Origin of the sequence: Streptomyces sp. NPDC051217 (assembly GCF_044455465.1) — a bacterium.
Classification (GTDB): Bacteria; Actinomycetota; Actinomycetes; order Streptomycetales; family Streptomycetaceae; genus Streptomyces.
Genome location: NZ_JBITEV010000008.1, coordinates 292567 through 314216 on the forward strand (window position 1 = coordinate 292567; position 21650 = coordinate 314216).

General features: G+C 70.5%; 23 protein-coding genes. 15 read left to right on the forward strand and 8 right to left on the reverse strand.

What is annotated here, in order from left to right; all coding sequences use genetic code 11:
* Positions 1–33: 33 nt before the first annotated feature.
* Both ACIBBB_RS20495 and ACIBBB_RS20500 read left to right on the forward strand, forming a co-directional pair.
* Positions 34–558: a GNAT family N-acetyltransferase gene (locus ACIBBB_RS20495; protein WP_398983857.1), complete on the forward strand. Its 525-nt coding sequence runs from the start codon at positions 34–36 to the stop codon at positions 556–558.
* A 69-nt stretch (positions 559–627) separates the two neighbouring features.
* Positions 628–1362 (forward strand): Mut7-C RNAse domain-containing protein, encoded by a 735-nt coding sequence (locus ACIBBB_RS20500; RefSeq protein ID WP_398983860.1) that lies wholly within the window; start codon positions 628–630, stop codon positions 1360–1362.
* 29 nt (positions 1363–1391) lie between these two features.
* Here ACIBBB_RS20500 and ACIBBB_RS20505 read toward each other — a convergent pair whose 3' ends face one another.
* On the reverse strand, positions 1392–1937 hold the full coding sequence (locus tag ACIBBB_RS20505) for a hypothetical protein (RefSeq protein ID WP_398983862.1): 546 nt from the start codon (positions 1935–1937) through the stop codon (positions 1392–1394).
* Positions 1938–2024: 87 nt separating this feature from the next.
* Between ACIBBB_RS20505 and ACIBBB_RS20510 the strand changes: the two genes are divergently transcribed.
* The 3 genes from ACIBBB_RS20510 to ACIBBB_RS20520 all read left to right on the forward strand — a co-directional run bounded on the left by ACIBBB_RS20510 (position 2025) and on the right by ACIBBB_RS20520 (position 3469).
* Positions 2025–2360, forward strand: coding sequence for a YnfA family protein (locus ACIBBB_RS20510; protein WP_398983864.1), 336 nt, complete (start codon positions 2025–2027; stop codon positions 2358–2360).
* A 66-nt stretch (positions 2361–2426) separates the two neighbouring features.
* Positions 2427–3203: an SDR family NAD(P)-dependent oxidoreductase gene (locus ACIBBB_RS20515; protein WP_398983866.1), complete on the forward strand. Its 777-nt coding sequence runs from the start codon at positions 2427–2429 to the stop codon at positions 3201–3203.
* A complete protein-coding gene (locus ACIBBB_RS20520) occupies positions 3200–3469 on the forward strand; it encodes a hypothetical protein (RefSeq protein WP_398983868.1) in 270 nt (89 codons plus the stop codon). The genes ACIBBB_RS20515 and ACIBBB_RS20520 overlap by 4 nt, the downstream gene beginning before the upstream one ends.
* A 103-nt stretch (positions 3470–3572) precedes the next feature.
* Here ACIBBB_RS20520 and ACIBBB_RS20525 read toward each other — a convergent pair whose 3' ends face one another.
* Entirely contained in the window at positions 3573–4394 is an 822-nt protein-coding gene (locus ACIBBB_RS20525) for a pentapeptide repeat-containing protein (RefSeq protein WP_398983870.1), read from the reverse strand.
* 145 nt (positions 4395–4539) lie between these two features.
* On the opposite strand from ACIBBB_RS20525, the gene ACIBBB_RS20530 reads away from it, so the two are divergent.
* On the forward strand, positions 4540–5088 hold the full coding sequence (locus ACIBBB_RS20530) for a DinB family protein (protein WP_398983872.1): 549 nt from the start codon (positions 4540–4542) through the stop codon (positions 5086–5088).
* A 53-nt stretch (positions 5089–5141) separates the two neighbouring features.
* Here ACIBBB_RS20530 and ACIBBB_RS20535 read toward each other — a convergent pair whose 3' ends face one another.
* The gene (locus ACIBBB_RS20535) at positions 5142–6323 is read right to left on the reverse strand and encodes an RtcB family protein (protein ID WP_398983875.1); all 1182 of its coding nucleotides are present in this window, start codon (positions 6321–6323) and stop codon (positions 5142–5144) included.
* Positions 6324–6578: 255 nt separating this feature from the next.
* Here ACIBBB_RS20535 and ACIBBB_RS20540 point away from each other — a divergent pair, with 255 nt between their 5' ends.
* The 3 genes from ACIBBB_RS20540 (at position 6579) to ACIBBB_RS20550 (ending at position 9889) form a co-directional block, all read left to right on the forward strand.
* Positions 6579–7409, forward strand: coding sequence for a DUF3558 domain-containing protein (locus ACIBBB_RS20540; RefSeq protein ID WP_398983877.1), 831 nt, complete (start codon positions 6579–6581; stop codon positions 7407–7409).
* Between the two features lie 145 nt (positions 7410–7554).
* Positions 7555–8286, forward strand: a complete 732-nt coding sequence (locus ACIBBB_RS20545; RefSeq protein ID WP_398983879.1) for a DUF3558 family protein — start codon at positions 7555–7557, stop codon at positions 8284–8286.
* Positions 8287–8464: 178 nt separating this feature from the next.
* Positions 8465–9889, forward strand: a complete 1425-nt coding sequence (locus ACIBBB_RS20550) for a DUF2637 domain-containing protein (RefSeq protein WP_398983881.1) — start codon at positions 8465–8467, stop codon at positions 9887–9889.
* Between the two features lie 71 nt (positions 9890–9960).
* Here ACIBBB_RS20550 and lysS read toward each other — a convergent pair whose 3' ends face one another.
* Positions 9961–11715, reverse strand: coding sequence for a lysine--tRNA ligase (lysS, locus tag ACIBBB_RS20555; protein WP_398983883.1), 1755 nt, complete (start codon positions 11713–11715; stop codon positions 9961–9963).
* A 167-nt stretch (positions 11716–11882) separates the two neighbouring features.
* On the opposite strand from lysS, the gene argS reads away from it, so the two are divergent.
* Positions 11883–13652 carry an arginine--tRNA ligase gene (gene argS / locus ACIBBB_RS20560; protein WP_398983885.1) on the forward strand — a complete coding sequence of 590 codons (1770 nt, stop codon included), beginning with the start codon at positions 11883–11885 and terminating at the stop codon, positions 13650–13652.
* A 62-nt stretch (positions 13653–13714) separates the two neighbouring features.
* Here the strand turns inward: argS and ACIBBB_RS20565 are convergent, their stop codons facing one another.
* Together ACIBBB_RS20565 and ACIBBB_RS20570 are read right to left on the reverse strand one after the other, a co-directional pair.
* Positions 13715–14917, reverse strand: coding sequence for a hypothetical protein (locus ACIBBB_RS20565; RefSeq protein ID WP_398983887.1), 1203 nt, complete (start codon positions 14915–14917; stop codon positions 13715–13717).
* 37 nt (positions 14918–14954) lie between these two features.
* Positions 14955–15893, reverse strand: a complete 939-nt coding sequence (locus ACIBBB_RS20570; protein WP_398983970.1) for an STM4015 family protein — start codon at positions 15891–15893, stop codon at positions 14955–14957.
* Positions 15894–16100: 207 nt separating this feature from the next.
* On the opposite strand from ACIBBB_RS20570, the gene ACIBBB_RS20575 reads away from it, so the two are divergent.
* The 3 genes from ACIBBB_RS20575 to ACIBBB_RS20585 all read left to right on the forward strand — a co-directional run bounded on the left by ACIBBB_RS20575 (position 16101) and on the right by ACIBBB_RS20585 (position 18194).
* Entirely contained in the window at positions 16101–17036 is a 936-nt protein-coding gene (locus ACIBBB_RS20575; RefSeq protein WP_398983889.1) for an NAD(P)-dependent oxidoreductase, read from the forward strand.
* Between the two features lie 36 nt (positions 17037–17072).
* Positions 17073–17858: a DUF4253 domain-containing protein gene (locus ACIBBB_RS20580; RefSeq protein ID WP_398983891.1), complete on the forward strand. Its 786-nt coding sequence runs from the start codon at positions 17073–17075 to the stop codon at positions 17856–17858.
* 99 nt (positions 17859–17957) lie between these two features.
* Positions 17958–18194 (forward strand): hypothetical protein, encoded by a 237-nt coding sequence (locus ACIBBB_RS20585; RefSeq protein ID WP_398983893.1) that lies wholly within the window; start codon positions 17958–17960, stop codon positions 18192–18194.
* Positions 18195–18215: 21 nt separating this feature from the next.
* Here ACIBBB_RS20585 and ACIBBB_RS20590 read toward each other — a convergent pair whose 3' ends face one another.
* The gene (locus ACIBBB_RS20590; protein ID WP_398983895.1) at positions 18216–19520 is read right to left on the reverse strand and encodes a helix-turn-helix domain-containing protein; all 1305 of its coding nucleotides are present in this window, start codon (positions 19518–19520) and stop codon (positions 18216–18218) included.
* 159 nt (positions 19521–19679) lie between these two features.
* On the opposite strand from ACIBBB_RS20590, the gene ACIBBB_RS20595 reads away from it, so the two are divergent.
* Positions 19680–19808: a hypothetical protein gene (locus ACIBBB_RS20595; RefSeq protein WP_398983897.1), complete on the forward strand. Its 129-nt coding sequence runs from the start codon at positions 19680–19682 to the stop codon at positions 19806–19808.
* A 30-nt stretch (positions 19809–19838) separates the two neighbouring features.
* The gene (locus ACIBBB_RS20600) at positions 19839–20555 is read left to right on the forward strand and encodes a DUF4232 domain-containing protein (RefSeq protein WP_398983899.1); all 717 of its coding nucleotides are present in this window, start codon (positions 19839–19841) and stop codon (positions 20553–20555) included.
* A gap of 19 nt (positions 20556–20574) precedes the next feature.
* On the opposite strand, the gene hemB is transcribed toward ACIBBB_RS20600, so the two are convergent.
* Positions 20575–21564, reverse strand: a complete 990-nt coding sequence (gene hemB / locus ACIBBB_RS20605; RefSeq protein ID WP_398983901.1) for a porphobilinogen synthase — start codon at positions 21562–21564, stop codon at positions 20575–20577.
* Between the last annotated feature and the right edge of the window lie 86 nt (positions 21565–21650).

The window sequence follows — 21650 nt, forward strand, 5'->3', positions numbered from 1 at the left end:
CCGTTGTCAGTACCTCGATCTACAGTCGGTTCCATGGAAATGAAATCACCCCAGGTGCGGCTGGAGCCATGGTCGGAGGGGGATCTCGGGCTCCTGCACGCCGCGAACGCGCCTGAGCTGATGGAGCATCTCGGCGGCCCCGAGACCGGGGAACAGCTGCTGGCCAGGCATCTGAGGTACGTCACGCTGAGCGCCGACCGGACGGGCAAGGGGCGGATGTTCCGGATCGTCCTGCTGCCGGGCGGTGAGGCGGTGGGGAACACCGGTTTCTGGGAGAGCACCTGGCGGGGGCAGGACGTGTACGAGACGGGCTGGGGCGTGCTCGGCGAGTTCCAGGGGCGCGGGCTGGCCGCCGCCGCGACGAGGGTGGTGGTGGAGCGGGCGCGGGCGGAGCGCAAGCACCGCTTTCTGATGGCGTTCCCGTCGGTCGGCAACGGAGCGTCGAACGCGGTGTGCCGCAAGGTGGGCTTCGAACTGCTCGGGGAGAGCGACTTCGAATATCCGGTCGGCCACACGATGCGGTGCAACGAGTGGCGGCTCGACCTCGAAGCGGAGTGAAGCGGATCCCGTGCCCGGCCCGCGCGGAAAGCTCTGGCCCGCCTCCCGGCCCGGTGTCATGCTGACGAGGTGAACGGACCGGAGATCCACCTCACCTTCGCCCCTGAGCTGCACGTCTTCGTCCCGGCCGGGCGGCGCGGCGGGCGTACGACCGTGGCCACGGACGGCTCGTCCACGCTCGGCCATGTCGTCGAATCCCTCGGCGTCCCGCTCACCGAGGCCGGTCAACTCCTGGTGGACGGACGCCCGGTGGCCACGTCGCACATCCCGGCGGCGGGCGAGTCGGTGGAGGTACGGGCGGTGGTCCGGCCCCAGCGCGTACCGGGGGCGCCGCTGCGTTTCCTCCTCGACGTCCACCTCGGCACCCTCGCGCGCCGGATGCGGCTGCTGGGCGTCGACGCGGCGTACGAGAGCGAGGACATCGGCGATCCGGCGCTGGCCACGCTCTCGGCGAAGGAGCGGCGCGTCATGCTCTCGCGCGACCGGGGGCTGCTGCGGCGCCGGGAGATCTGGGCGGGGGCGTACATCTACAGCGACCGCACGGAGGACCAGCTCCGGGACGTACTGGAACGGTTCGCGCCCGTGCTCGCCCCGTGGACGCGCTGCACCGCCTGCAACGGCCGGCTCGGCCCCGCCGACAAGGACGCGGTCGAGGGGCGGCTGGAGGAGGGCACGCAGCGTACGTACGACGTGTTCGCGCAGTGCACGGACTGCGGCAAGGTCTACTGGCGCGGTGCGCACCACACGCGCCTGGCGGCGATCGTCAACGAGGCCGTACGTGAATTCGGCGGCGCGGCGGCGTAGTTGACGGGCTTCGGCCCCGGTCTCGGGCTTCAGTAGACGTACAGGTCGCCGGTGGCGGGGACGAGTACGTGGTGCTTGTCGTTGTCCGGGTTGCCGTCGTCGGCGCCGCCGTTCCACACGGTGGCGATGTCCACGGACACCTCGGCGGGGTCACCGACGGTCCGCAGGTCGAGCAGGACTTCACTGTCCCGCCCGTCCGCCCGCAACGCGCCCGCCCGGCAGTACACGACCTGGTTCCCGCCCCACAGGCAGGCGTCCGGCAGCTTCTGCCCGAAGGCCAGCGGTACGGAGAAGCCCAGCCGGGCGGTCGCGCCGGCCAGGTCCGAGGGGCCGTGGTTGCCGGTCGACAGCCGCACGGCGAGGCGGCCGCCCCACAGGGAGATGTGCCCGTGGTGCGCGGCGTCGGCCTCGACCGGCGCCCGGCCAGCAAGCACACCCGCGCCCGGCCCCGCGCCCGAGCCCGTACGCGTGCCGGAATCCGCGGCCGACACCACGCCCGAGCCCGGCATCGCGCCCAACGACACGGCCACGGCCGCGGCCGACACCACCAACATCACCTTACGCATTGCTCCCATAATCTGACGATATCGACGGATCGCCCCCTTTCTGGCCAACCGTCACTGTGTCGATACGTCTTCCACCCGCATGGCAGCCTGGTCCCCATGCTCGTGGCCCGCTCCGTCGCCCTCTTCGCCGTCGCCGCCCTCTTCGAGATCGGCGGTGCCTGGCTCGTCTGGCAGGGCGTACGCGAACACAAGGGCTGGATCTGGATCGGCGCCGGGGTGATCGCGCTCGGTCTGTACGGCTTCGTCGCCACCCTCCAGCCGGACGGCGAGTTCGGCCGGATCCTCGCGGCGTACGGCGGCGTCTTCGTCGCCGGTTCGATCGCCTGGGGCGTGGTCGCCGACGGCTACCGCCCCGACCGCTACGACATCATCGGCGCGCTGATCTGCCTCGTCGGCATGGCGGTCCTGATCTATGCCCCGCGCAATCACTGATCCGCTCCGCGTGCCTATCCTGGCGAGACAAGTCGATCAGTCGCCCACACGCGCGAGGAGCACGCCATGACCGTCGCCGGTACCCCCACCGCCGTCGTCACCGGAGCGAGCAGCGGCATCGGAGCCGCCACCGCCCGCCAACTCGCGGCCGCGGGCCATCACGTCGTTCTGACCGCCCGCCGCAGGGACCGCATCGAGGCGGTGGCCGCCGAGATCAACGCGGCCGGGCACTCCGCCACCGCCCATGTCCTCGACGTCACCGACCGCGCGGCCGTCGACGCCTTCGCCGCCGAACTCGGCCGTCTGCCGTCCGTCGACGTGCTGGTCGCCAACGCGGGCGGCGCGCTCGGCGCCGACCCGGTCGCCAGCGGCGACCCGGACGACTGGCGGCAGATGTTCGAGACGAACGTCATCGGCACCCTCCACACCACCCAGGCCCTGCTCCCCGCCCTCACCGCGAGCGGCAACGGCACGGTGGTGATCCTCTCCTCGACGGCCGGCTTCGCCACGTACGAGGGCGGCGGCGGCTACGTCGCGGCCAAGCACGCCGAGCACGTCCTGGCCGAGACCCTGCGCCTGGAGATCGTCGGCACGCCGGTCCGCGTCATCGAGGTGGCGCCCGGCATGGTCAAGACGGAGGGGTTCGCCACCACGCGCTTCCGCGGGGACACCGCGCGGGCGGCGAAGGTGTACGAGGGAGTCGCCGAGCCGCTCAGCGCGGACGACGTGGCCGACACCATCACGTGGGCGGTCACGCGTCCCCACCACGTGAACATCGACCTGCTGGTGGTCCGTCCCCGGGCGCAGGCCTCCAACACCAAGGTGCACAGGGAGCTTTCATGACCGACGGCCCCGAGCACGAGCCCGACCCGGGTCCCGGGGTTCCCCACGACGCGCGCCTCGACGCGGCCGTCCGCCGCGCGAGCGCGGCGCTGGAGACGTACACCCTCTCCGGCGACGGCTGGCGCCGGGGCCCCGGCGAAACGCTCACGCGCGTCCTGGCCGACCTGCTGCACTGGTCCGACGACACCCAGCGCGACTTCGCCGCCGCGATGTCCCGGGCACGCGCCCTGCACACGGCGGAACGGCGCGGCCAGGGCGTGCGGTGAAAGTAGCGTCGTCCGCCCGCGGGGCGTACTCGGGCGACTTGAAGACAACGCCGCGAGCGCGCGTGCCAGGCGCCGTGAGCCGGACGGGACTTTCACACACGCCCTAACCGCCGGGGGCCGCCGACCAGTGCGAGGGGCGCGCCAGTGTGGCCGGCAGGACGGTCGCGGCGTCGCCCCTCGCCGCGTTGAGCTGGGGCTGGGTGAGGAACAGGGCGCCGGTGAGATCGGCGCCCCGCAGGTCCGCGTCCCGGAAGTCCGCGCCGATCAGATCGGCCGTCCGCAGATCGGCTCCGCGCAGGTCGGCGGCGATCAGACAGGCGCCCCTCAGATTCGCCCCCCGCAGGTCGGCGGCCTTGAGCTTGGCGCCCATCAGATCGGCGCCCCGGCGCTCCTTCCGTTTGCCGCGGACACCGGCGCGTACGAGTTCGCTGGTGCGCAGCAGCAGTTCGTTCACCCCGGCCCGGTGGGCGGCCACGTCCAGCTCCACCAGTGTCTCGGCGTCGCTCTCCGTCAGCCGCACGGTCGCGTCGAGCGCGGCCCGCAGATCGCCGTGCAGGCTCCGCGCGGGCTCCATCGTCAGGGCGTCGGTGAGGTACCGGAGCAGTTCGTGCAGCTGGCGCATCACGGGGAACGCGGCGTACATCGACCGCGCGCTGCCCGGGTCCTCCCGCCAGCTCTTCCCGCCGAAGGTGACCTGCGAGACCTGCTGGCCGGCGCCGAAGCAGTCGTACACCGTGCAGCCCCGGAAGCCCTTGTCGCGCAAGCGGGTGTGGATGCCGCAGCGGAAGTCCGTGCGCAGATTCGGGCAGGGCTCCCCGGCCCGCTTGTCGGCGGCGAAGTCCGCCGACACGGCGAAGGGCAGGGCGACGCAGCACAGCCCGAAGCAGTTCTCGCAGTCGGCGAGCAGATTGGGTCGGTCGGACACGGAGTGGGGTCTCCCGGCTCGAATGGCAGAACTCCGTCAGTGAACACCACACCACGCACCGGCCGCGTACGGAGCCTCGGAGCGCGCGCCGCCCGCGCCGGTAAATGGTTTGCCGCCCGACGGCCCCGGTGGAACGCTCGCCGTCATGACGACGCCAGTCCCCCGCGTTGACCTGCTGGTCCGCCAACTCGACATGGCCTGGGCTCTGTTCGAGTACTACCTGAAGGACCTGGACGACCGGGCATGCCTCTGGGAACCGTCCCCCGACTGCTGGACGGTCCGCCCGGACGCCGTGGGCGGCTGGGTCGCCGACTGGCAGGTCCCGGAGCCCGACCCGGTGCCCAGCACCTCGATCGGCTGGCTCACGTGGCACATCGGCTTCTGGTGGACCACCACCCTCACCCACTGCTTCGGCGGGGGAGCGCCACCGCGCGAGTCCATCCACTGGCCGGGCACGGCGGAGGCCACGACCGCCTGGCTGAACTCCCTGAAGGACTCCTGGCGCACGGAACTGCTCCAACTCACCGACGCCGACCTGGACTCGAAGGACCGGACGGCGGGTCTGCCGTGGGGCGAGAACACCGAACTGGTCCACGTGGCGAGCTGGCTCAACTTCGAACTGACGAAGAACGTCGCGGAAATCGGCCTGACCCAACGCGCCTACGAGGCGTCGACCCGGTCCGCCGGCCCCTAGCACGGCAGTGGCGGTGCCGCCGAGCACGGCACCGCCCCCCCGTACCGCCCCCGTCAGCCCTTGACGCACACCACCTGCTTGAGCTTCGCCACCACCTCGACGAGGTCCCTCTGCTGCTCGATGACCTTCTCGATCGGCTTGTACGCGCCCGGGATCTCATCCACGACACCGGAGTCCTTACGGCACTCCACGCCCCGCGTCTGGTCCTGAAGGTCCCGCACCGAGAACTTCCGCCGGGCGGCGTTCCGGCTCATCTTGCGGCCGGCTCCGTGGGAGGCGGAGTTGAAGGACGCCTCGTTGCCGAGACCCTTCACGATGTACGACCCCGTGCCCATGGAGCCGGGGATGATCCCGTAGTCACCGCTGCCGGCACGGATCGCGCCCTTCCGGGTGACCAGCAGGTCCATGCCGTCGTACCGCTCCTCGGAGACGTAGTTGTGGTGGCAGGAGATGACCGGCTCGAAGGTGACCTTCGCCTTCTTGAATTCCTTGCGGACGACGTTCTTGAAGAGGTCCATCATCACGGCGCGGTTGTAACTCGCGTACTCCTGCGCCCAGAACAGGTCGTTGCGGTAGGCCCCCATCTCCGGGGTGTCGGAGACGAAGACGGCGAGATCGCGGTCGATCAGGTCCTGGTTGTGCGGCAGGGCCCGCGCGACACCGATGTGGAAGTCCGCCAGTTCGTTGCCGATGTTCCGGGAGCCGGAGTGCAGCATCAGCCAGACAGAACCGGTCGAATCCAGGCAGAATTCGACAAAATGGTTTCCCCCGCCGAGCGTTCCCATCTGCCTGACCGCACGCTGCTGACGGAATTTGACCGATTCCGCGATCCCGTCGAACCGCTCCCAGAAGTTGTCCCAGCGCGCGCCGACCCCGTCGGGCTCGATCAGTTCGTCATGCATCCCCCGCCCCACCGGAATGGCCTGCTCGATCCGGGAGCGGAGGCGGGACAGATCGCCCGGGAGATCGTTCGACGTCAGGGACGTCTTGACCGCCGACATGCCGCAGCCGATGTCCACCCCCACCGCGGCCGGGCAGACCGCGCCCTGCATCGCGATGACCGAGCCGACCGTCGCGCCCTTGCCGAAGTGGACGTCGGGCATGACCGCGAGGCCCTTGATCCAGGGCAGCGTCGCGACGTTCCGCAACTGCTGCATCGCGACGTCCTCGACCGAGGCGGGGTCGGTCCACATACGGATGGGGACCTTCTCGCCCGGCACTTCCACGTACGACATAGTTCCTCGATTCCCCCGAAAGTCTGAAAGAGCAAAAACCGGATCCAGGACCACCAAAACAGACAGCGGACCGGCATCCACGGCAATGCGTGAGGTAGACATTGTGTCCACCGCACGCCATGCGGCGGCAAACCCTTTTCGCGTGAACTCGCCATGTGTGCGGAACCAGGAACCAAGCACGGCACCTGCGTAGTTCTCACCAGTGCGACCACTAGAACTCATGTCCACATCGCGTAGATAAGGAGCCCAGGGACCGTGCAGCGAAAGGCGTACGTACCCGGCCTGGCAGCGCTGCTCGTGACGCTCGTCGCGGGATGCACCTCCGGTACCGGCGGCGACGGCTCCGACATCGACGCCAAGGCCGGTGTCCCCACCACCTCCACAGCGCCTCCGGGCAAGTACCGCACCCTGCGTGAGCCGTGCGGGTCGGTGGACCGCGCCACGCTGCGGGATCTGCTGCCGGGTGCCGGCCGGCTCCCCGAGGACCAGCAGGAGAAGGTGTTCAAGGGAACGGCGGCCGTGACGTACGACACCGACCGCCGCGTCGGGTGCTCCTGGTCGGCCGACTCCCCGGACGCCTCGCACCACCTGGTGATCGACGTCGAGCGCGTCGTGTCCTACGACCCGGCGGTGAGCGACGCCGACAAGGCGCAGGAGGTCTACGCGAAGAAGGAGGACGGCGCGGCCCTGCCGCCTCCCGTCGACGAGGAGCCGGAGGGCGAACCGAGCCCGTCCGGATCACCGTCGGAGAAGCCCTCCGGGCCCCCGTCCGGCTCCCCGTCCGCCGGCAAGACCCCCAACAGCGGCACGACCACCACCCCCGCCAAGACCACTCCGCCCCCCGGGCTCCAGCCTCGTCTGCTGGACGACCTCGGCGACGCGGCCTTCGTGGACGACGTCTTCGCCCCGTCCGGTTCGGCCGCCAAGCGCCGTACGGTCAGCGTGGTGTTCCGCACATCGAATGTGGTCGTGACGGTGCGGTACGCGGAGCAGCCGGCCCATCCGACGACGGTCCCCGACAGCAAGGAACTGCAGGAAAAGGCCCGGGGACTGGCCCGGAAGCTGGCCGATCAGCTCAACGAGTAGGGGCGGGCCGAGGGGCCGGGGCCACGTTCCCGCCGGGCCCCCGCCCGGCGCCGAGTCCGCCGCCGGGGCCCTGCGTCGTGCCCCGGGCGGCTACCGTGGCCGATCGGACCGTACGACTATCGACTGAAGGAACACTGAAGGAACCATGCAGCGATCAGCCCCGCGACCCAGCCGCTCCCGCACCCGCACCCGCGTACGCATGCTCGCCTGCGCAGCCGTCCCGGTGATGATCGTCGCCGCGGGCTGCTCGTCCGGCTCCGACGGCGGCGGTGACGCGGACAAGCCCGCGGCCACCACCTCGAAGGCCGCGCCGAAGGTCGCCCCCGCGAAGTTCACGACGCTGCCGGCCGACCCGTGCAAGTCGATCGCCGCGAAGACGGTCACGGACCTGGTGCCCAAGGCGAAGGACAAGTCGGGCTCGGCGGGCAAGTCCTCGGACATCACGACGCGCGGCAGCTGCTCGTGGAACGGGCTGGACGACAACGGCGTCAAGGGCTCGCAGTACCGCTGGCTGGACATCTCCCTGATGCGGTACGACTCCGAGGAGGGTCTCGGCTCGGGCCAGGACCGCGCCGCGGACTACTACAAGAAGGAGGTCGCCAACGCGCGCGCCACCCAGGGCGCGAAGGACATGAAGGCGGCCCCGGCCCCCGGCGTCGGCACCGAGGCGACGGCGGTCACCTACAGCGTGACGAAGACGGGCGAGTCCTTCGGCTACGCGACGGTCGTCGCACGCTCCGAGAACGTGGTGATCACGCTCACGTACAACGGCGCGGGTTACGCGGGCGCGAGGTCCCCCGCGGCCTCGGACCTGGTGAAGGGCGCGACGAAGGCGACGAAGGAAGCGGTGGCGGCCGTTCCCGCGGCGACGGAGTAGGCCGTTCCGGACGGGCGCCCCGGCACCGCCGGGCGCGTACGGCGATTGAGGACAAACAGCCCACCACGTGGCCGTTCGTGCCTCAACTCCCGGCCGCGCAAGGCTCCCTGCGCCACAGCACCCGTACACATGTGCCAGGCTGTGCCCCGCCAGACATCCAGGACGGGAGGGGCAACGGGTGGCCGCGATGCAGCTCACTCGCACGCACCGAATACTCATCGGCATCGTCGTCGCCGGCGCGGTTCTCATCGCCGCGATCGGTTTCGCGGGGTCGTACGCGGCCGTGCGCGAACTCGCCGAGCAGAAGGGCTTCGGCAACTTCTCCATCGTCTTTCCGATCGGCATCGACGCGGGTATCTGCGTCCTGCTGGCGCTCGACCTCCTGCTGACCTGGCTGCGGATCCCGTTCCCGCTGCTGCGCCAGACCGCGTGGCTGCTCACCGCCGCCACCATCGCCTTCAACGGCGCCGCGGCCTGGCCCGACCCGCTCGGCGTCGGCATGCACGCGGTGATCCCGATCCTCTTCGTCGTCTCCGTCGAGGCGGCCCGCCACGCGGTCGGCCGGATCGCGGACATCACCGCCGACAAGCACATGGAGGGCGTCCGCCTCACCCGCTGGCTGCTCTCCCCCGTACCGACGTTCAAGCTGTGGCGGCGGATGAAGCTGTGGGAGATCCGCAGTTACGCGGACATCATCCAGCTCGAACAGGACCGGCTCATCTACCAGGCCCGTCTCCAGGCGCGCTACGGCCGCAACTGGCGCCGCAAGGCGCCCATCGAGGCGATGATGCCGCTGCGCCTCGCGAAGTACGGCGTCCCCCTCGCGGACACCGCCCCGGCCGGCCTCGCCGCGGCGGGCATCGAACCCGCCCTGCTGCCGCCGGCGCCGGTCCCCGCGGCGGCGGCCGTACCGGAACTCCCCCAGGCGCAGCAGCAGCCTCAGAACCAGCAGGAGCAGCAGCCCGAGCTCACCGAAGAGGAGTGGATCCAGCTCCAGAAGGAGGAGCAGTGGGCGCGGGAGCACGGAACCCGGCCCCAGGACACCGGTGGCGCCCCGGTCCACCAGAGCCCTTGGTTCGACGCCCAACGGGCGCCTGAGGGCCCGTACCAGGGCTCGTACGACCCCATGTACGAGCCCCAGCAGTACGACCAGCAGCACTATGACCAACAGCAGTACGAGCAGCAGCAGTACGAGCAGTACGAGGACGAGCAGCCGCAAGCCGAACAGCCGGATCAGCATCAGCAGCAGGCGGCCCAGCAGACACAGCAGTTCCCGCCCCGCCGCCCCCTCGGCCCCCAGCCCCAGGTCGAGTTCGAGCCCGACTTCGAGCCCGAGCCCGAGGCGGAAGAACTCCCCGTCCCCAGTCTCCCCGAGGGCATGTCCCGTGACGAGGCGTACTTCAACGCCTTCCGGAGATACGTCAGCGAGCGCCAGGACATGCCCAACGCCCGCCAGTTCGCGATCTACTTGCAGGACCTGTACGGCGTGGTGGGCCGTACCGGCGGCCCGTTGAGCGAAAGTTCCCTGCGTGGCTACCTGAAGGACTTCAGGCGCCGCTACCAGGAACAACTGGACGCGCAGGACGCCGAACACATCGCCTGAACCGCGGCACGCCTCAGCACGCCCTCAGCACGAACGGCCACCGGGCAGCAGACCCGGTGGCCGGTCCCGCCTCAGCCCCCCAGCAGGGTCCGCACCCGGTCCGCCCCCACCGCCAGCAGCAGCGTCGGCAGCCGCGGCCCGGTGTCCCTGCTCACCAGCAGCCGGTAGAGCACCGCGAAGAACGACCGCTGCGCGGCCTTCAGCTCCGGCGTCGGCTTCGCGTCGGGCGCCAGCCCGGCCAGCACCTTCGGCACGCCGTAGACGAGCGTCGTGAGCCCGTCGAGCGACCAGTGCGCGTCCAGATCCGCCAGCAGCAGCCGCAGCCCCTCGCGCGTCTGCTCGTCCAGCGACTCCAGCAGCTCCCGGTCGGGCTCGTCCCGCACGACCGTCCGGGCCTCGGCAGGCACCTGGGTGGTGATCCAGTTCTCCGCCTTGTCCAGCCGGGGCCGGGCCTCGTCCAGCGAGGTCAGCGGGTCGGCCGGGTCCAGCTCGCTGAGGATGCGCAGCGTCTGCTCCTCGGCGCCCGCCGTGATGTCCACGACGGACGCGAGCGTGCGGTAAGGCAGCGGGTGCGGCGTACGCGGCAGCGCACCGGTCGCCGTACGCGTGGCCCGCGAGTAGGCGGCGGCGTCGGCCGCCTGCACCGAACCGTCCGCGATCTTGCGCTCCAGGGCGTCCCACTCGTCGTACAGCCGCTGGATCTCCTGGTCGAAGGCGATCTTGAAGGACTGGTTGGGCCTGCGCCGCGCGTACAGCCAGCGCAGCAGCGGCGCCTCCATGATCCGCAGCGCGTCGGCCGGGGTCGGCACGCCTCCCTTGGAGGACGACATCTTCGCCATCCCGGAGATCCCCACGAACGCGTACATCGGCCCGATCGGCTGTTCGCCGCCGAAGATCTCGCGCACGATCTGCCCGCCGACGACGAACGACGACCCGGGCGACTGGTGGTCGACACCGGACGGCTCGAAGATCACGCCCTCGTACGCCCAGCGCATCGGCCAGTCGATCTTCCAGACCAGCTTGCCTCGGTTGAACTCGCTGAGCAGTACGGTCTCGCCGAAGCCACAGTCCTGGCAGACGTAGGTCAGCTCGGTCGTCTCGTCGTCGTACGCCGTGACGGTGGTCAGGTCCTTGCCGCATCCCTCGTTGCCGCAGTACGGCTTGTAGGGGAAGTACCCGGCCGACCCGGCGCCGTCGTCCTCGTCGGCAGCGCCCGATCCCTCGGCGGCCTCCAGCTCGGCCTCGTCGACCTTCTTCTGCTGCGGCTTCTTTCCCGCGCCGGGGCCGCCCGCCGCCTTGTCCTTCGTCCGGTAGCGGCCGAGGATCGCGTCGATCTCGCCCCGGTGCCTCATCGCGTGCAGGATCTGCTCGCGGTAGGTCCCCGCCAGATACTTCTCGGTCTGGCTGATCCCGTCGTACTCGACGCCCAGCTCCGCCAGCGACCCGATCAGCTGCGCCTTGAAGTGCTCGGCCCAGTTCGGGTACGCGGACCCGGCCGGGGCGGGCACGGACGTCAGGGGCTTGCCGATGTGCTCGGCCCAGGTGCTGTCCACGCCGGGGATCCCGGCCGGCACCTTGCGGTACCGGTCGTAGTCGTCCCACGAGATGAGGTGCCTGACCTCGTACCCGCGCCTGCGGATCTCGTCGGCGACGAGGTGCGGTGTCATGACCTCGCGGAGATTGCCCAGGTGGATGGGGCCGGAGGGGGAGATGCCGGAGGCGACGACGACCGGTTTGCCAGGCGCACGTCGCTCCGACTCGGCGATGACATCGTCCGCGAAACGGGAGACCCAGTCGGTCTCTGTGCTCTGAGCCACGGTCGGCACGTCCTTCTTTCTGCTGCGCGCTGCGGGATACGCCTGCGATACCGGCGACGACGGCCATTGTCCCAGGTCGCCCGACGATGCGAAAACGCCTTGTGACCGCGTGGGAGAATGGCCCCATCACGTGAACCACGTGTCAACCCGACGCCTACAGGAACGGCTCCCAGCCCATGGCCCCGGTCACTTCCCTCGCCTCGACCGTCGATCAGCGCATCGCGGACGCCCTCTCGGCAGCCCTGCCGGAGGCCGGCGCCGCGGACCCCCTGCTGCGACGTAGCGACCGGGCGGACTTCCAGGCCAACGGGATGCTGGCGCTCGCCAAGAAGCTGAAGGGCAACCCGCGCGAGCTGGCCGCCAAGGTCGTGGACGCGCTGGCCACCGGCGATGTCGTCAAGGAGGTCGAGGTCTCGGGCCCCGGCTTCCTCAACATCACCGTCACGGACCGGGCGATCATCGAGACGCTGGCCGCGCGGGTCGCGGACGACCGCCTCGGCGTCCCGTTCGCCACCGATCCCGGCACGACGGTCATCGACTACGCGCAGCCCAACGTCGCCAAGGAGATGCACGTCGGCCATCTGCGCTCGGCCGTGATCGGCGCCGCGATGGTCGAGATCCTGGAGTTCACCGGCGAGAACGTGATCAGGCGCCACCACATCGGCGACTGGGGCACGCAGTTCGGCATGCTCATCCAGTATCTGATCGAGCACCCGCACGAGTTGGACCACAGCGGTGGGCAGGAGATCTCCGGCGAGGAGGCGATGTCGAACCTCGGCCGTCTCTACAAGGCCGCCCGCACGCTCTTCGACGCCGACGAGGCGTTCAAGGAGCGCGCCCGCGACCGGGTCGTCGCGCTCCAGGCCGGTGACGCCGAGACCCTCGCCCGGTGGCAGCGGTTCGTCGACGAGTCGAAGATCTACTTCCACTCGGTCTTCGACAAGCTCGACATGGAGATCCGGGACGAGGACGTCGTCGGCGAGTCCGGCTACAACGACATGCTCGAAGAGACCTGCCGCATCCTTGAGGAGACGGGCGTCGCCGTCCGCTCCGACGGGGCGCTCTGTGTCTTCTTCGACGACGTGAAGGGCCCCGACGGCAATCCGACGCCGCTGATCGTCAAGAAGAGCAACGGCGGTTACGGGTACGCGGCGACCGACCTCTCCGCGATCCGCGACCGGGTGGGGAACCTGAAGGCGAACACCCTGCTGTACGTGGTGGACGCCCGCCAGTCGCTGCACTTCAGGATGGTCTTCGAGACCGCCCGCCGGGCCGGCTGGCTGAACGACCAGGTGCACGCCGTCCAGCTCGCCTTCGGCACCGTCCTCGGTAAGGACGGCAAGCCGTTCAAGACCCGTGAGGGCGAGACGGTGCGGCTGGTGGACCTGCTGGACGAGGCCGTGGAGCGCGCGTCGGCGGTCGTCCGGGAGAAGGGTGAGGGTCTCGGTCTCACGGAGGACGAGATCGTCGAGCGCGCCACCGAGGTGGGCATCGGCGCGGTGAAGTACGCCGACCTGTCGACCTCCGCGTCGCGGGACTACAAGTTCGACCTGGACCAGATGGTGTCGCTGCACGGCGACACGAGCGTGTACATCCAGTACGCGTACGCCCGGACCCGGTCGATCTTCGGCAAGGCCGGTGACCGTACGCCGGTGGCCCGTCCCGAGCTCGAACTGGCCCCGGCCGAGCGGGCGCTGGGGCTCCACCTGGACCAGTTCGGCGAGGTCGTGGCGGAGGCCGCTTCGGCGTACGAGCCGCACAAGCTGACGGCGTATCTGTACCAACTGGCGTCGCTGTTCACGACGTTCTACACGGAGTGCCCGGTCGTGAAGCCGGCGCCGCCGCAGGAGGTCGCGGAGAACCGCCTGTTCCTGTGCGACCTCACGGCCCGCACGCTGCACCAGGGCATGGCGCTGCTCGGCATCCGTACTCCCGAGCGGCTCTAGCCCCGCCCCCGGTCGCCGGACGGCCTCATGGGCCCGTCCGGCGACCGGGGGCGGAACGCGCACTACGCGTCGCGCACGCCCGGCAGTACGTCCGGGTACGTCACCTCGTCCGGCAGCCGGTACCCGAGTTCGGTCAGCCGTGCCGCGACGTCCGCCGGGCTGCGGCCCGTCAGGCTCGCGCTGCGCAGCACGTCCTGCAGATGGACGTTGTCCAGGTACGAGCGGGTCACCGTCTCCAGCAGCCGGATGTCCGCCTCGTCGGCGGTCTCGGGCAGGTTCGCGTTCTCGTGCAGCCAGTGGCCCAGCGTGGCCAGCCTCTCGGCGACCTGTGCGGGGGTCCGCCCCGTGACGAGGGCCGCGCGCAGGATGTGCCGCACCTGGAGGCCGACGACATCGTTCTTCATCAGCCAGGGCAGCCGGCCGTCGAGGTTCTCGCTGAGGAGGACCAGGTCGTCCGGCTCCGGGGTGTCAGTCGCGTTCCCGCCCGGCCGCTGGCAGCCCAGTTCGCTCAGCCGGGCGATGATGTCCGCCGGGGAGCGGCCCGTGTCGCGGGCGACGGCGAGGATGTGCGCGACGGGCGCGGCCCCCCAGCGGCCGATCCAGCCGCCGCCGGGGACGTCGGCGTACTTGAGGAGCCGCTCGTCCCCGGGCTCGGGTGTGTACGGCAGCCGCAGGCCGAGCTCGACCAACCGCTTGGCGGCGAAGTGAGGGCTGCATGACAAGTCCTGTGCCACGCCGAGCGCATGGTGCCCGGACACCTCGTCGCCCCAGCCGAGCCATTCGCCCCGGCGGCTGGTGCTGATCAGCGCGACATCACGGGGGTTGGCGGTCTCGGGCAGCGGCCGGGCGCCGGTCCCGACCTGGTAGCCGTAGGCGGTCATGCGCCGTGCGACATCGGCCGGGGAACGCTCCGCGCGGGCCGCCGATTCGATGATCTGCCGCAGGGACACGGTCTTGTCGATATCGACCGGGGTGACGCCGAATCTCGTGTCCACGCTCGTGATCAGCAGGGCGTCGTCGGGCTCGACGGCGTCGGGCAGCGGGCCTTCGGAGCGCTGGATGTCGGCGTATCCCAGTGCGCCCAGCCGTACCACGACGGCGGCGGGGCTCCACTTCAGCTTGGCCGCGATGAGCAGCACGCGCCCGTACGGCACCTGCTCGGCGGGATCCCGCCAGGGGTACCTGCCGTTCAGATAGTTACTGGCGATCAGGTGGTCGTCCGGGTCCTGGGACTCGGGGGCATGGGGTTTGGGTTCGCGGGGCATGGTGTGGCCTTTCGACGGGGGTGGGTGGGGCGGGTGCTCATTCGGACGCCGCGATGTAGCGGCCGTCCTCGTCCCAGTCGTCCGGCTCACGCTGGTGCTTCATGGTCAGATCCACCCGGACCCCCTCCGGCTCCAGGGCCGTCCAGATCCGCAGCATCATCTCGTGGCTGATGAAGTGGAAGGAGAGATCGAGTTCCCGCAAATGGGTCAGGGGCTGCCCCTGGAGCAGTGCCTCCACGCCCTCGTCGGAGAGCGTGCCCATCGACAGGCTCAGCGAGGTGAGTTGGGGAACCACCGGCGCGGAGGCGAACGCCGCGGCCAACTCGTCCTGGATGAAACTGTTCTGGAGGCCGAGGTGGCGCAGCGCGGGCTTGCCCTCCCCGGCGAACAGCGGGGCGAGCTGCTCGACCGTGACGCCGCCGCCGTAGTTCTCGTCACCGAGCCACAGTTCCAGACGTTCCAGCGACGGCAGTCGGGCGGCGGCTATCTGCTCCGCGGCGTGCGGGGGCAGCCCGCCCGACTCGACGCGCAGGACGCGCAGTTCCTCGTGACCGGAGACGGGGAAGTCCAGGCCGTCCCCACCGCGTAGGTCCAGCTCCCTCAGCCGGGGGAAGGCCGCCAGGACCGGCGCGACATCACCGAGGTAGATCGTGGAGATCATCGCCTGCTCGTCCTCCAGATCGCCGAGGAAAAGCGCTTCGAGCCCGGTCAGCCGGGGGGCAAGACTGATCAGGTCGTCGGTCCCCCGCCCCCCGTCGCCGTCGTACCAGGGCTGCCCGAAGATGATCGCCCGCACCTTCGCCAGATCCACCGACTCGGTGAACCGCTTCCAGCAGTCCTCCGCGCTCTCTTCGTTGTCGTACGGCTCCCGGTCCAGACGCCAGGCGACCGCGTCCGCGGGTGGCAGGTCCGCCGGGTCGGCGTACCGCGGAAAGTTGAAGGCGGGCAGTCCGTAGAACCGCTCGACATGGTGCACGTAAGACAAGGTCGGGCTCCTGAGGCTTCTGGTACGCCAGTTGGAAGTTGCCATCCTTCCGTCTCCGGCCCGCCTCTCGCACACACTTCCGTATCTCTTGCTTACCTCCCGGTGCGTATCGCACCAATTAGTCGGTACTTGTGGGCAGAAGTCCTCCGGCCGAAGATCGGAAGTGATCCCGTTCGCACCGCCCGGAGGAGCACCCGTATGTCCCCCAGCCCCAAGCCCGCCGTCTCCGTCATCGGCCTCGGAATGATGGGCACCGCCCTGGCCGCCGCGTTCCTCAAGGCCGGGCACCCGGTCACCGTCTGGAACAGATCGGCGGCCAAGACCGGGCCGCTGGCCGCCCAGGGCGCCATTCCCGTGGACACGGCCGCCGAGGCGGTCGCCGCGAGTCCACTCGTGGTCGTCTGCCTCAGTACGAACGACACGGTCCGCACCGTTCTCCGGCCGCTCGCCGGGCAGCTCACCGGCCGAACCCTCGCCAACCTCACCAACGGCACCCCCGAGCAGGCGCGCGACCTCGCCGTCTGGGCGGCCAAGGAGGGCGCCGACTACCTGGACGGCGGGATCATGGCCGTCCCGCAGATGATCGCCGGACCGCACGCGTACGTCTTCTACAGCGGCGCGCGGGAGGTCTTCGACGCGCACCGGGAGACGTTCGCGGCCCTCGGCGGCACGAGGTACGTCGGCGAGGACCCCGGCCTCGCCGCGCTGTACGACCTGGCGCTGCTCACCGGCATGTACGGGATGGTCATGGGCGTGATGCAGGCGTACGCCCTCGTCCGTACGGAGGCCATCGCGGCCACCGAGTTCTCGGAGCTGCTGGTGCCGTGGGTGGGCGCGATGCTCGGCTCGGCGCCCGCGTGGGCGGCGGCGATCGACTCGGGGCGGCATCTGACGGACGTGTCGAGCCTGGCCGTCAACCAGGCGGCGTTCCCCAACCTGCTGGAGACATTCGCCGCGCAGGGTGTCAGCACGGAGCTGTTCGCCCCGGTGCGGCCACTGCTCGACCGCGCGGTGGCCGAAGGCCACGCGGCGGACGGCCTCTCCCGCCTCGTCGACCTGCTGAGTACGGGGGCGGGTACCGGACCGGGCTCGGGGCCCGGCACCGGACCGGGCCAGGGAAGTTCCACAACCTGAACTCCGTTGTCAGTGGCGGCCTTTAGGGTCTCCTCCATGGCGACGCTCCCCAACCCCCTGCCCGCCCTGGCCACCGACCCCTCGGGGCGGTCGGCCGGGCTCCACCTGCCGCCCGGCAAGCTGGTCGACGCGACCATCGACGGGACCTGGCACGAACCGCTCCTCTGGTACGCGGACGAGCCGGCGGCCCCGACGGCATGGGCCGGCCTGCTGCCCGCCCGCAGGACGGCCGGGCTGCATCCGCTGCTCGTTCACGGCGGTCACCGCAAGGAGTGGCCCGAGCAGTGGGAGCTGAGCCCGGAGTCGGTGTCGTATCCGGGTGACCACGACCCGGAGGACGTCCTCGCCGAGTCCTGGGAGCGTCTGACGGAGGACGAGGAGTGGCCGGGCCTGGCTCCCGCGCGGGAGTCGTCCACCGATCCCGACGTGGAGGCGGCGGAGGTCGCCTCCATCCTCACCGACGAGGGCAGTTGGATGCACGGCGCGCGGGTCGCCCTGGTGCCCGCCCGCCGCAGCGCGGACATACCTGCGGCGATCGGCTGGACGGGCCCGGTCAACCACGAGGACGACGTGGCGCGGCTGTGCGCGGTGCTGCGCTCGTGGGAGGACCGGTTCGGGATACGGGTGGTGGCGCTCACCTTCGACCAGTTGGTGGTCTCGGTGGCCGCCCCGCCGACGACGCAGGCCGAGGCGGAGGCGGTCGCGGCGGAGCACTTCGCGTTCTGCCCGGACAACCTCCAGCAGGGCCGCCACACGACCCTGCCCGCATACGCGACACATCAGGTGCTGGGCCAGCCGGCCTGGACGTTCTGGTGGGACTGAGCCAAACACGTGAATACCCGGTGTCCGCCGTGGCCTTTGAGCGGCAGGACAGATACATCGATCGAGGGGTTACACCACGAACAGAGGAACGAAATAGACATGATGGACAAAAGAGCTCTTACTGTGCTGAGTGCGGCGGTGCTGGCCGCGGTGCTCCCCGCCGCCGACGCGGCCGCGGACGAGACCCACACGAATTCGCACAACGGCGGCTTCACGCTGGTCTCGGTCGGCCAGATCGACGACCCGGCCGAGGACGTCCTGGAACACGCCACGATCTTCGGCGAGACGCACATGATCGAGGGAGCGGGTGCGCCCGAGGCGGCGGACACCGCTTAGGGCCGATCCGCCGGACAGGCCCTAAGGGACCTGGCCCTGGTCCTGCACGGGTGCCGTCTCCCACTTCGAGGCGCCGCCGAGCGGATAGTGGAACGCCGGCCGCCCCTCCGCGCCACTCGTACGGAACGGCTTCCCCTGGTCGTCAATGCGGAGCGTGCCCTCCCGCTCGCCGCTGGACCACTCCAGTTCCAGGTACCAACTGACGTAGCGGGCCGAGGCGTTCGCACTGATGTGGAACACCTCCGGGTCGGACTCGCTCACCTTGTAGGGGAAGTCCCGCTGCCCGCCCTTCGGTACGACGCCGGGGCGGCCCGCGTCCAGGTCGACGCCGAACGCCCTGGTCGTGACGCCGCCGCCGCAGCCGACACCCGTGGCGAAGTCGTTCCACGCGAGCGGCGCCTCGCTCGACACCACGCGGACGTTCAGGTCCTGGAGCACGACGGTCTCACTCCCGGTGCCCTGAATGGCCAGTTCGATGAACTGGCTGTCGCTGGAGACCGCACCGAGCGCGGCCACCCAACCGGGCGCGTCCGGCTCGTTGGGAGGCGGGGGGACCTCCGTCTCGGGGCGGTCCACGAGATAGTGCTGTGTGCACGGGTCCTCGAAGGCGTACGGCTTGGTGCTCACCGTCACCGGCACCCCGCCGACCGCCCCTTCCTTTTCCCCGTTCCCGGCGTCGCCGCCGCCCTCCTTGTCCTTCGGGGTCTCCCGGGCCGAGGGACGGACCTCGGGCGCGGACGACTTGTCGGCGGAGGGTGATCCGGAGGGCGACGCCGAGGGCGGGGCCGACTTCGGCGCACCGTCGTCCGAGACCTGGGACGCGACGGATGAACGGTCGGTCGACGGATCGTTCAGGGGACCGAAGACAAGAGCGGGTACGGCGACGGCCACGACGACCGCCGCGGCGGCGAGAGTGATGTACCGGCGCTTCCCGCGTCGCGACGGAGTCATGTCGCCTTCGGGCGGGCCCTGTTCGGGCGCCGGGGCCTCAGCAGGCGCGGCCAACTCGGCGTCCAGGGCTTCGGGGACAGCCACCGGGGCCTCGGCGGGGGCGGACGGCGCCGCCGCCCGCGACCGCCGCCGCGCCTCGTCGGCGAGGATCCACCGCCGGTGCAGTTCCACGAACTCCTCACCCGTCGCCCCGCACAGCCGCCCGAACCGCTCGGCCGCCGAGAAGTCGGCGGGCACGGCGTCCCCGTTGCAGTAGCGGTGGAGCGTGGACGTACTGACGTGGAGCTTCGCGGCGAGCACGCCGTAGCTGCGTCCCGAACGGTCCTTCAGCTCCCTGAGCAGTTCGGCGAATGCCCTGGCCTCGGTCGTCGCCACTCGTAGTTCCCCTCTACGTACGTGTGCCACAGTGCGCGGCCGTTCCAGGAACGCGTCCCAGGGAAACATCGTTCCCGCAGGTCACAGCCGTCTTAGCGTTCCAGCTTCCCCCATTGTCCCCTGTCGATTGCGGCCGGTTCCAGCCGCCCCGCAAGGTGAGTGCAGCACCCGCCGAACGAGGGGGAAGCGATCCGAACCCGAACCCGCGACAGCCTCGTCGATGCCGTCGCCGTCTGCGTACTCATCACCTGCACGGCCGTGCTGCTCGTGCTCATCAACCGCTACTGACCGCACCACGACAACGGGAGACACACACTCATGCGCAACCTTCGTTTCCGCTCCGCCGCCACCGCCGCCACCACCGCTCTCGTGGCCGCACTCGCTCTCACCGCCTGCCAGCCCTCGGACGCGGTCGGCTCCGCCCCGAAGCCCGACTCCACCGTCGCGGCCACGGACGAGCCCGACTCCAAGACGAGTGACAAGCCGCAGCCGCCCGCCGACCAGAGCGCGGACAACGGCAACGGCGGCAGCGCCGACAACAAGAGCGGCGGCGGCGACAAGAGCGCGGGCAACGACAGCGCCAACAACGGCGCCGGCAAGGGCAGCACCACGGCCAAGACCACCACCTGCACCGGGGACAACACCAAGGTCACCGTCACCGAGGTCGCCCGGCCCATCAACCACCTGCTGGTGACCGCCACCAACACCGGCAGCGGCAACTGCTACGCCTACTCCGCGCCCCTCCTCGGCTTCGACGAGGCCCAGGCCGTCACCCAGATCAACGAGGACAGCAGGCCGCAGGCAGTGGTCACCCTGACGCCCGGCCAGTCGGCCTACGCCTCGATCGCGCTGGGCGGCGGCGACGGGGCCCCGACCACCGCGGCGTACAAGCTCAGCGTCCACTTCGCGGGGCGCGGCAACCAGGGCTCGGTGGGCTCGTCCGCGAACCTCACCCTCCCGAAGGGGACGATGATCGCGGACAGCGCGTCGGTCTCCTACTGGCAGACGGAGATGGCCGACGCCCTGGTCTGGTAGCAGGTGACGCGCGGGCGCCTCAGAGCGCCCGCGCGACCTCCGTCGCCCAGTAGGTGAGGATCATCCCGGCTCCGGCCCGCTTGATCCCGGTCAGGCTCTCCAGGATCGCCTTGTCCCGGTCGATCCAGCCCTTCTCCGCGGCCGCCTCGATCATCGCGTACTCACCGCTGATCTGGTACGCGGCGACGGGCACGTCCGCCTCGGCGGCGACCTTCGTCAGCACGTCCAGATACGGCCCGGCCGGCTTCACCATCACCATGTCCGCGCCCTCTTCGAGGTCGAGCGCCAACTCCCTGAGGGACTCACGGGAGTTGGCCGGGTCCTGCTGGTAGGTCTTGCGGTCGCCCGTCAGCGAGGAGCCGACCGCCTCCCGGAACGGGCCGTAGAACGCGGACGAGTACTTCACCGCGTACGCCAGGACGGCCACGTCCTCCTTGCCGATGGTGTCCAGCGCGTCCCGGACGACGCCGACCTGGCCGTCCATCATCCCGCTGGTGCCCACCACGTGCACGCCGGCGTCGGCCTGTACCTGGGCCATCTCCCGGTACCGCTCCAGCGTCGCGTCGTTGTCCACGCGCCCACCGGCGTCGAGCACCCCGCAGTGGCCGTGGTCGGTGTACTCGTCCAGACAGAGGTCCGACATGATCACCAGGTCGTCGCCGACCTCCTCGCGCACCGCACGGATCGCCACCTGGAGGATTCCCTCCGGGTCGGTCCCGGCCGTGCCGAGCGCGTCCTTCTTCGCGTCCTCCGGCACCCCGAACAGCATGATCCCCGAGACACCCGCCGACACGGCGTCGACGGCCGCCTTCCGCAGCGTGTCCAGGCTGTGCTGGACGACCCCGGGCATGGCCGAGATGGCCACGGGCTCGCCGACACCCTCCCGCACGAAGGCGGGCAGGATCAGATCGGCCGGGTGCAGCCGCGTCTCGGCGACCATGCGCCGCATCGCGGGGCTCGTCCGCAGCCGACGGGGCCGGGTACCGGGGAAGGAACCGTACACAGTCATGGTGAATCGCCTCATGAGTCCGGAAAGGGCGGTTGTTCGGTGCCCTTCCACGCTACGCCGCGCGGCCGACTCCCCGGGACGGGTGC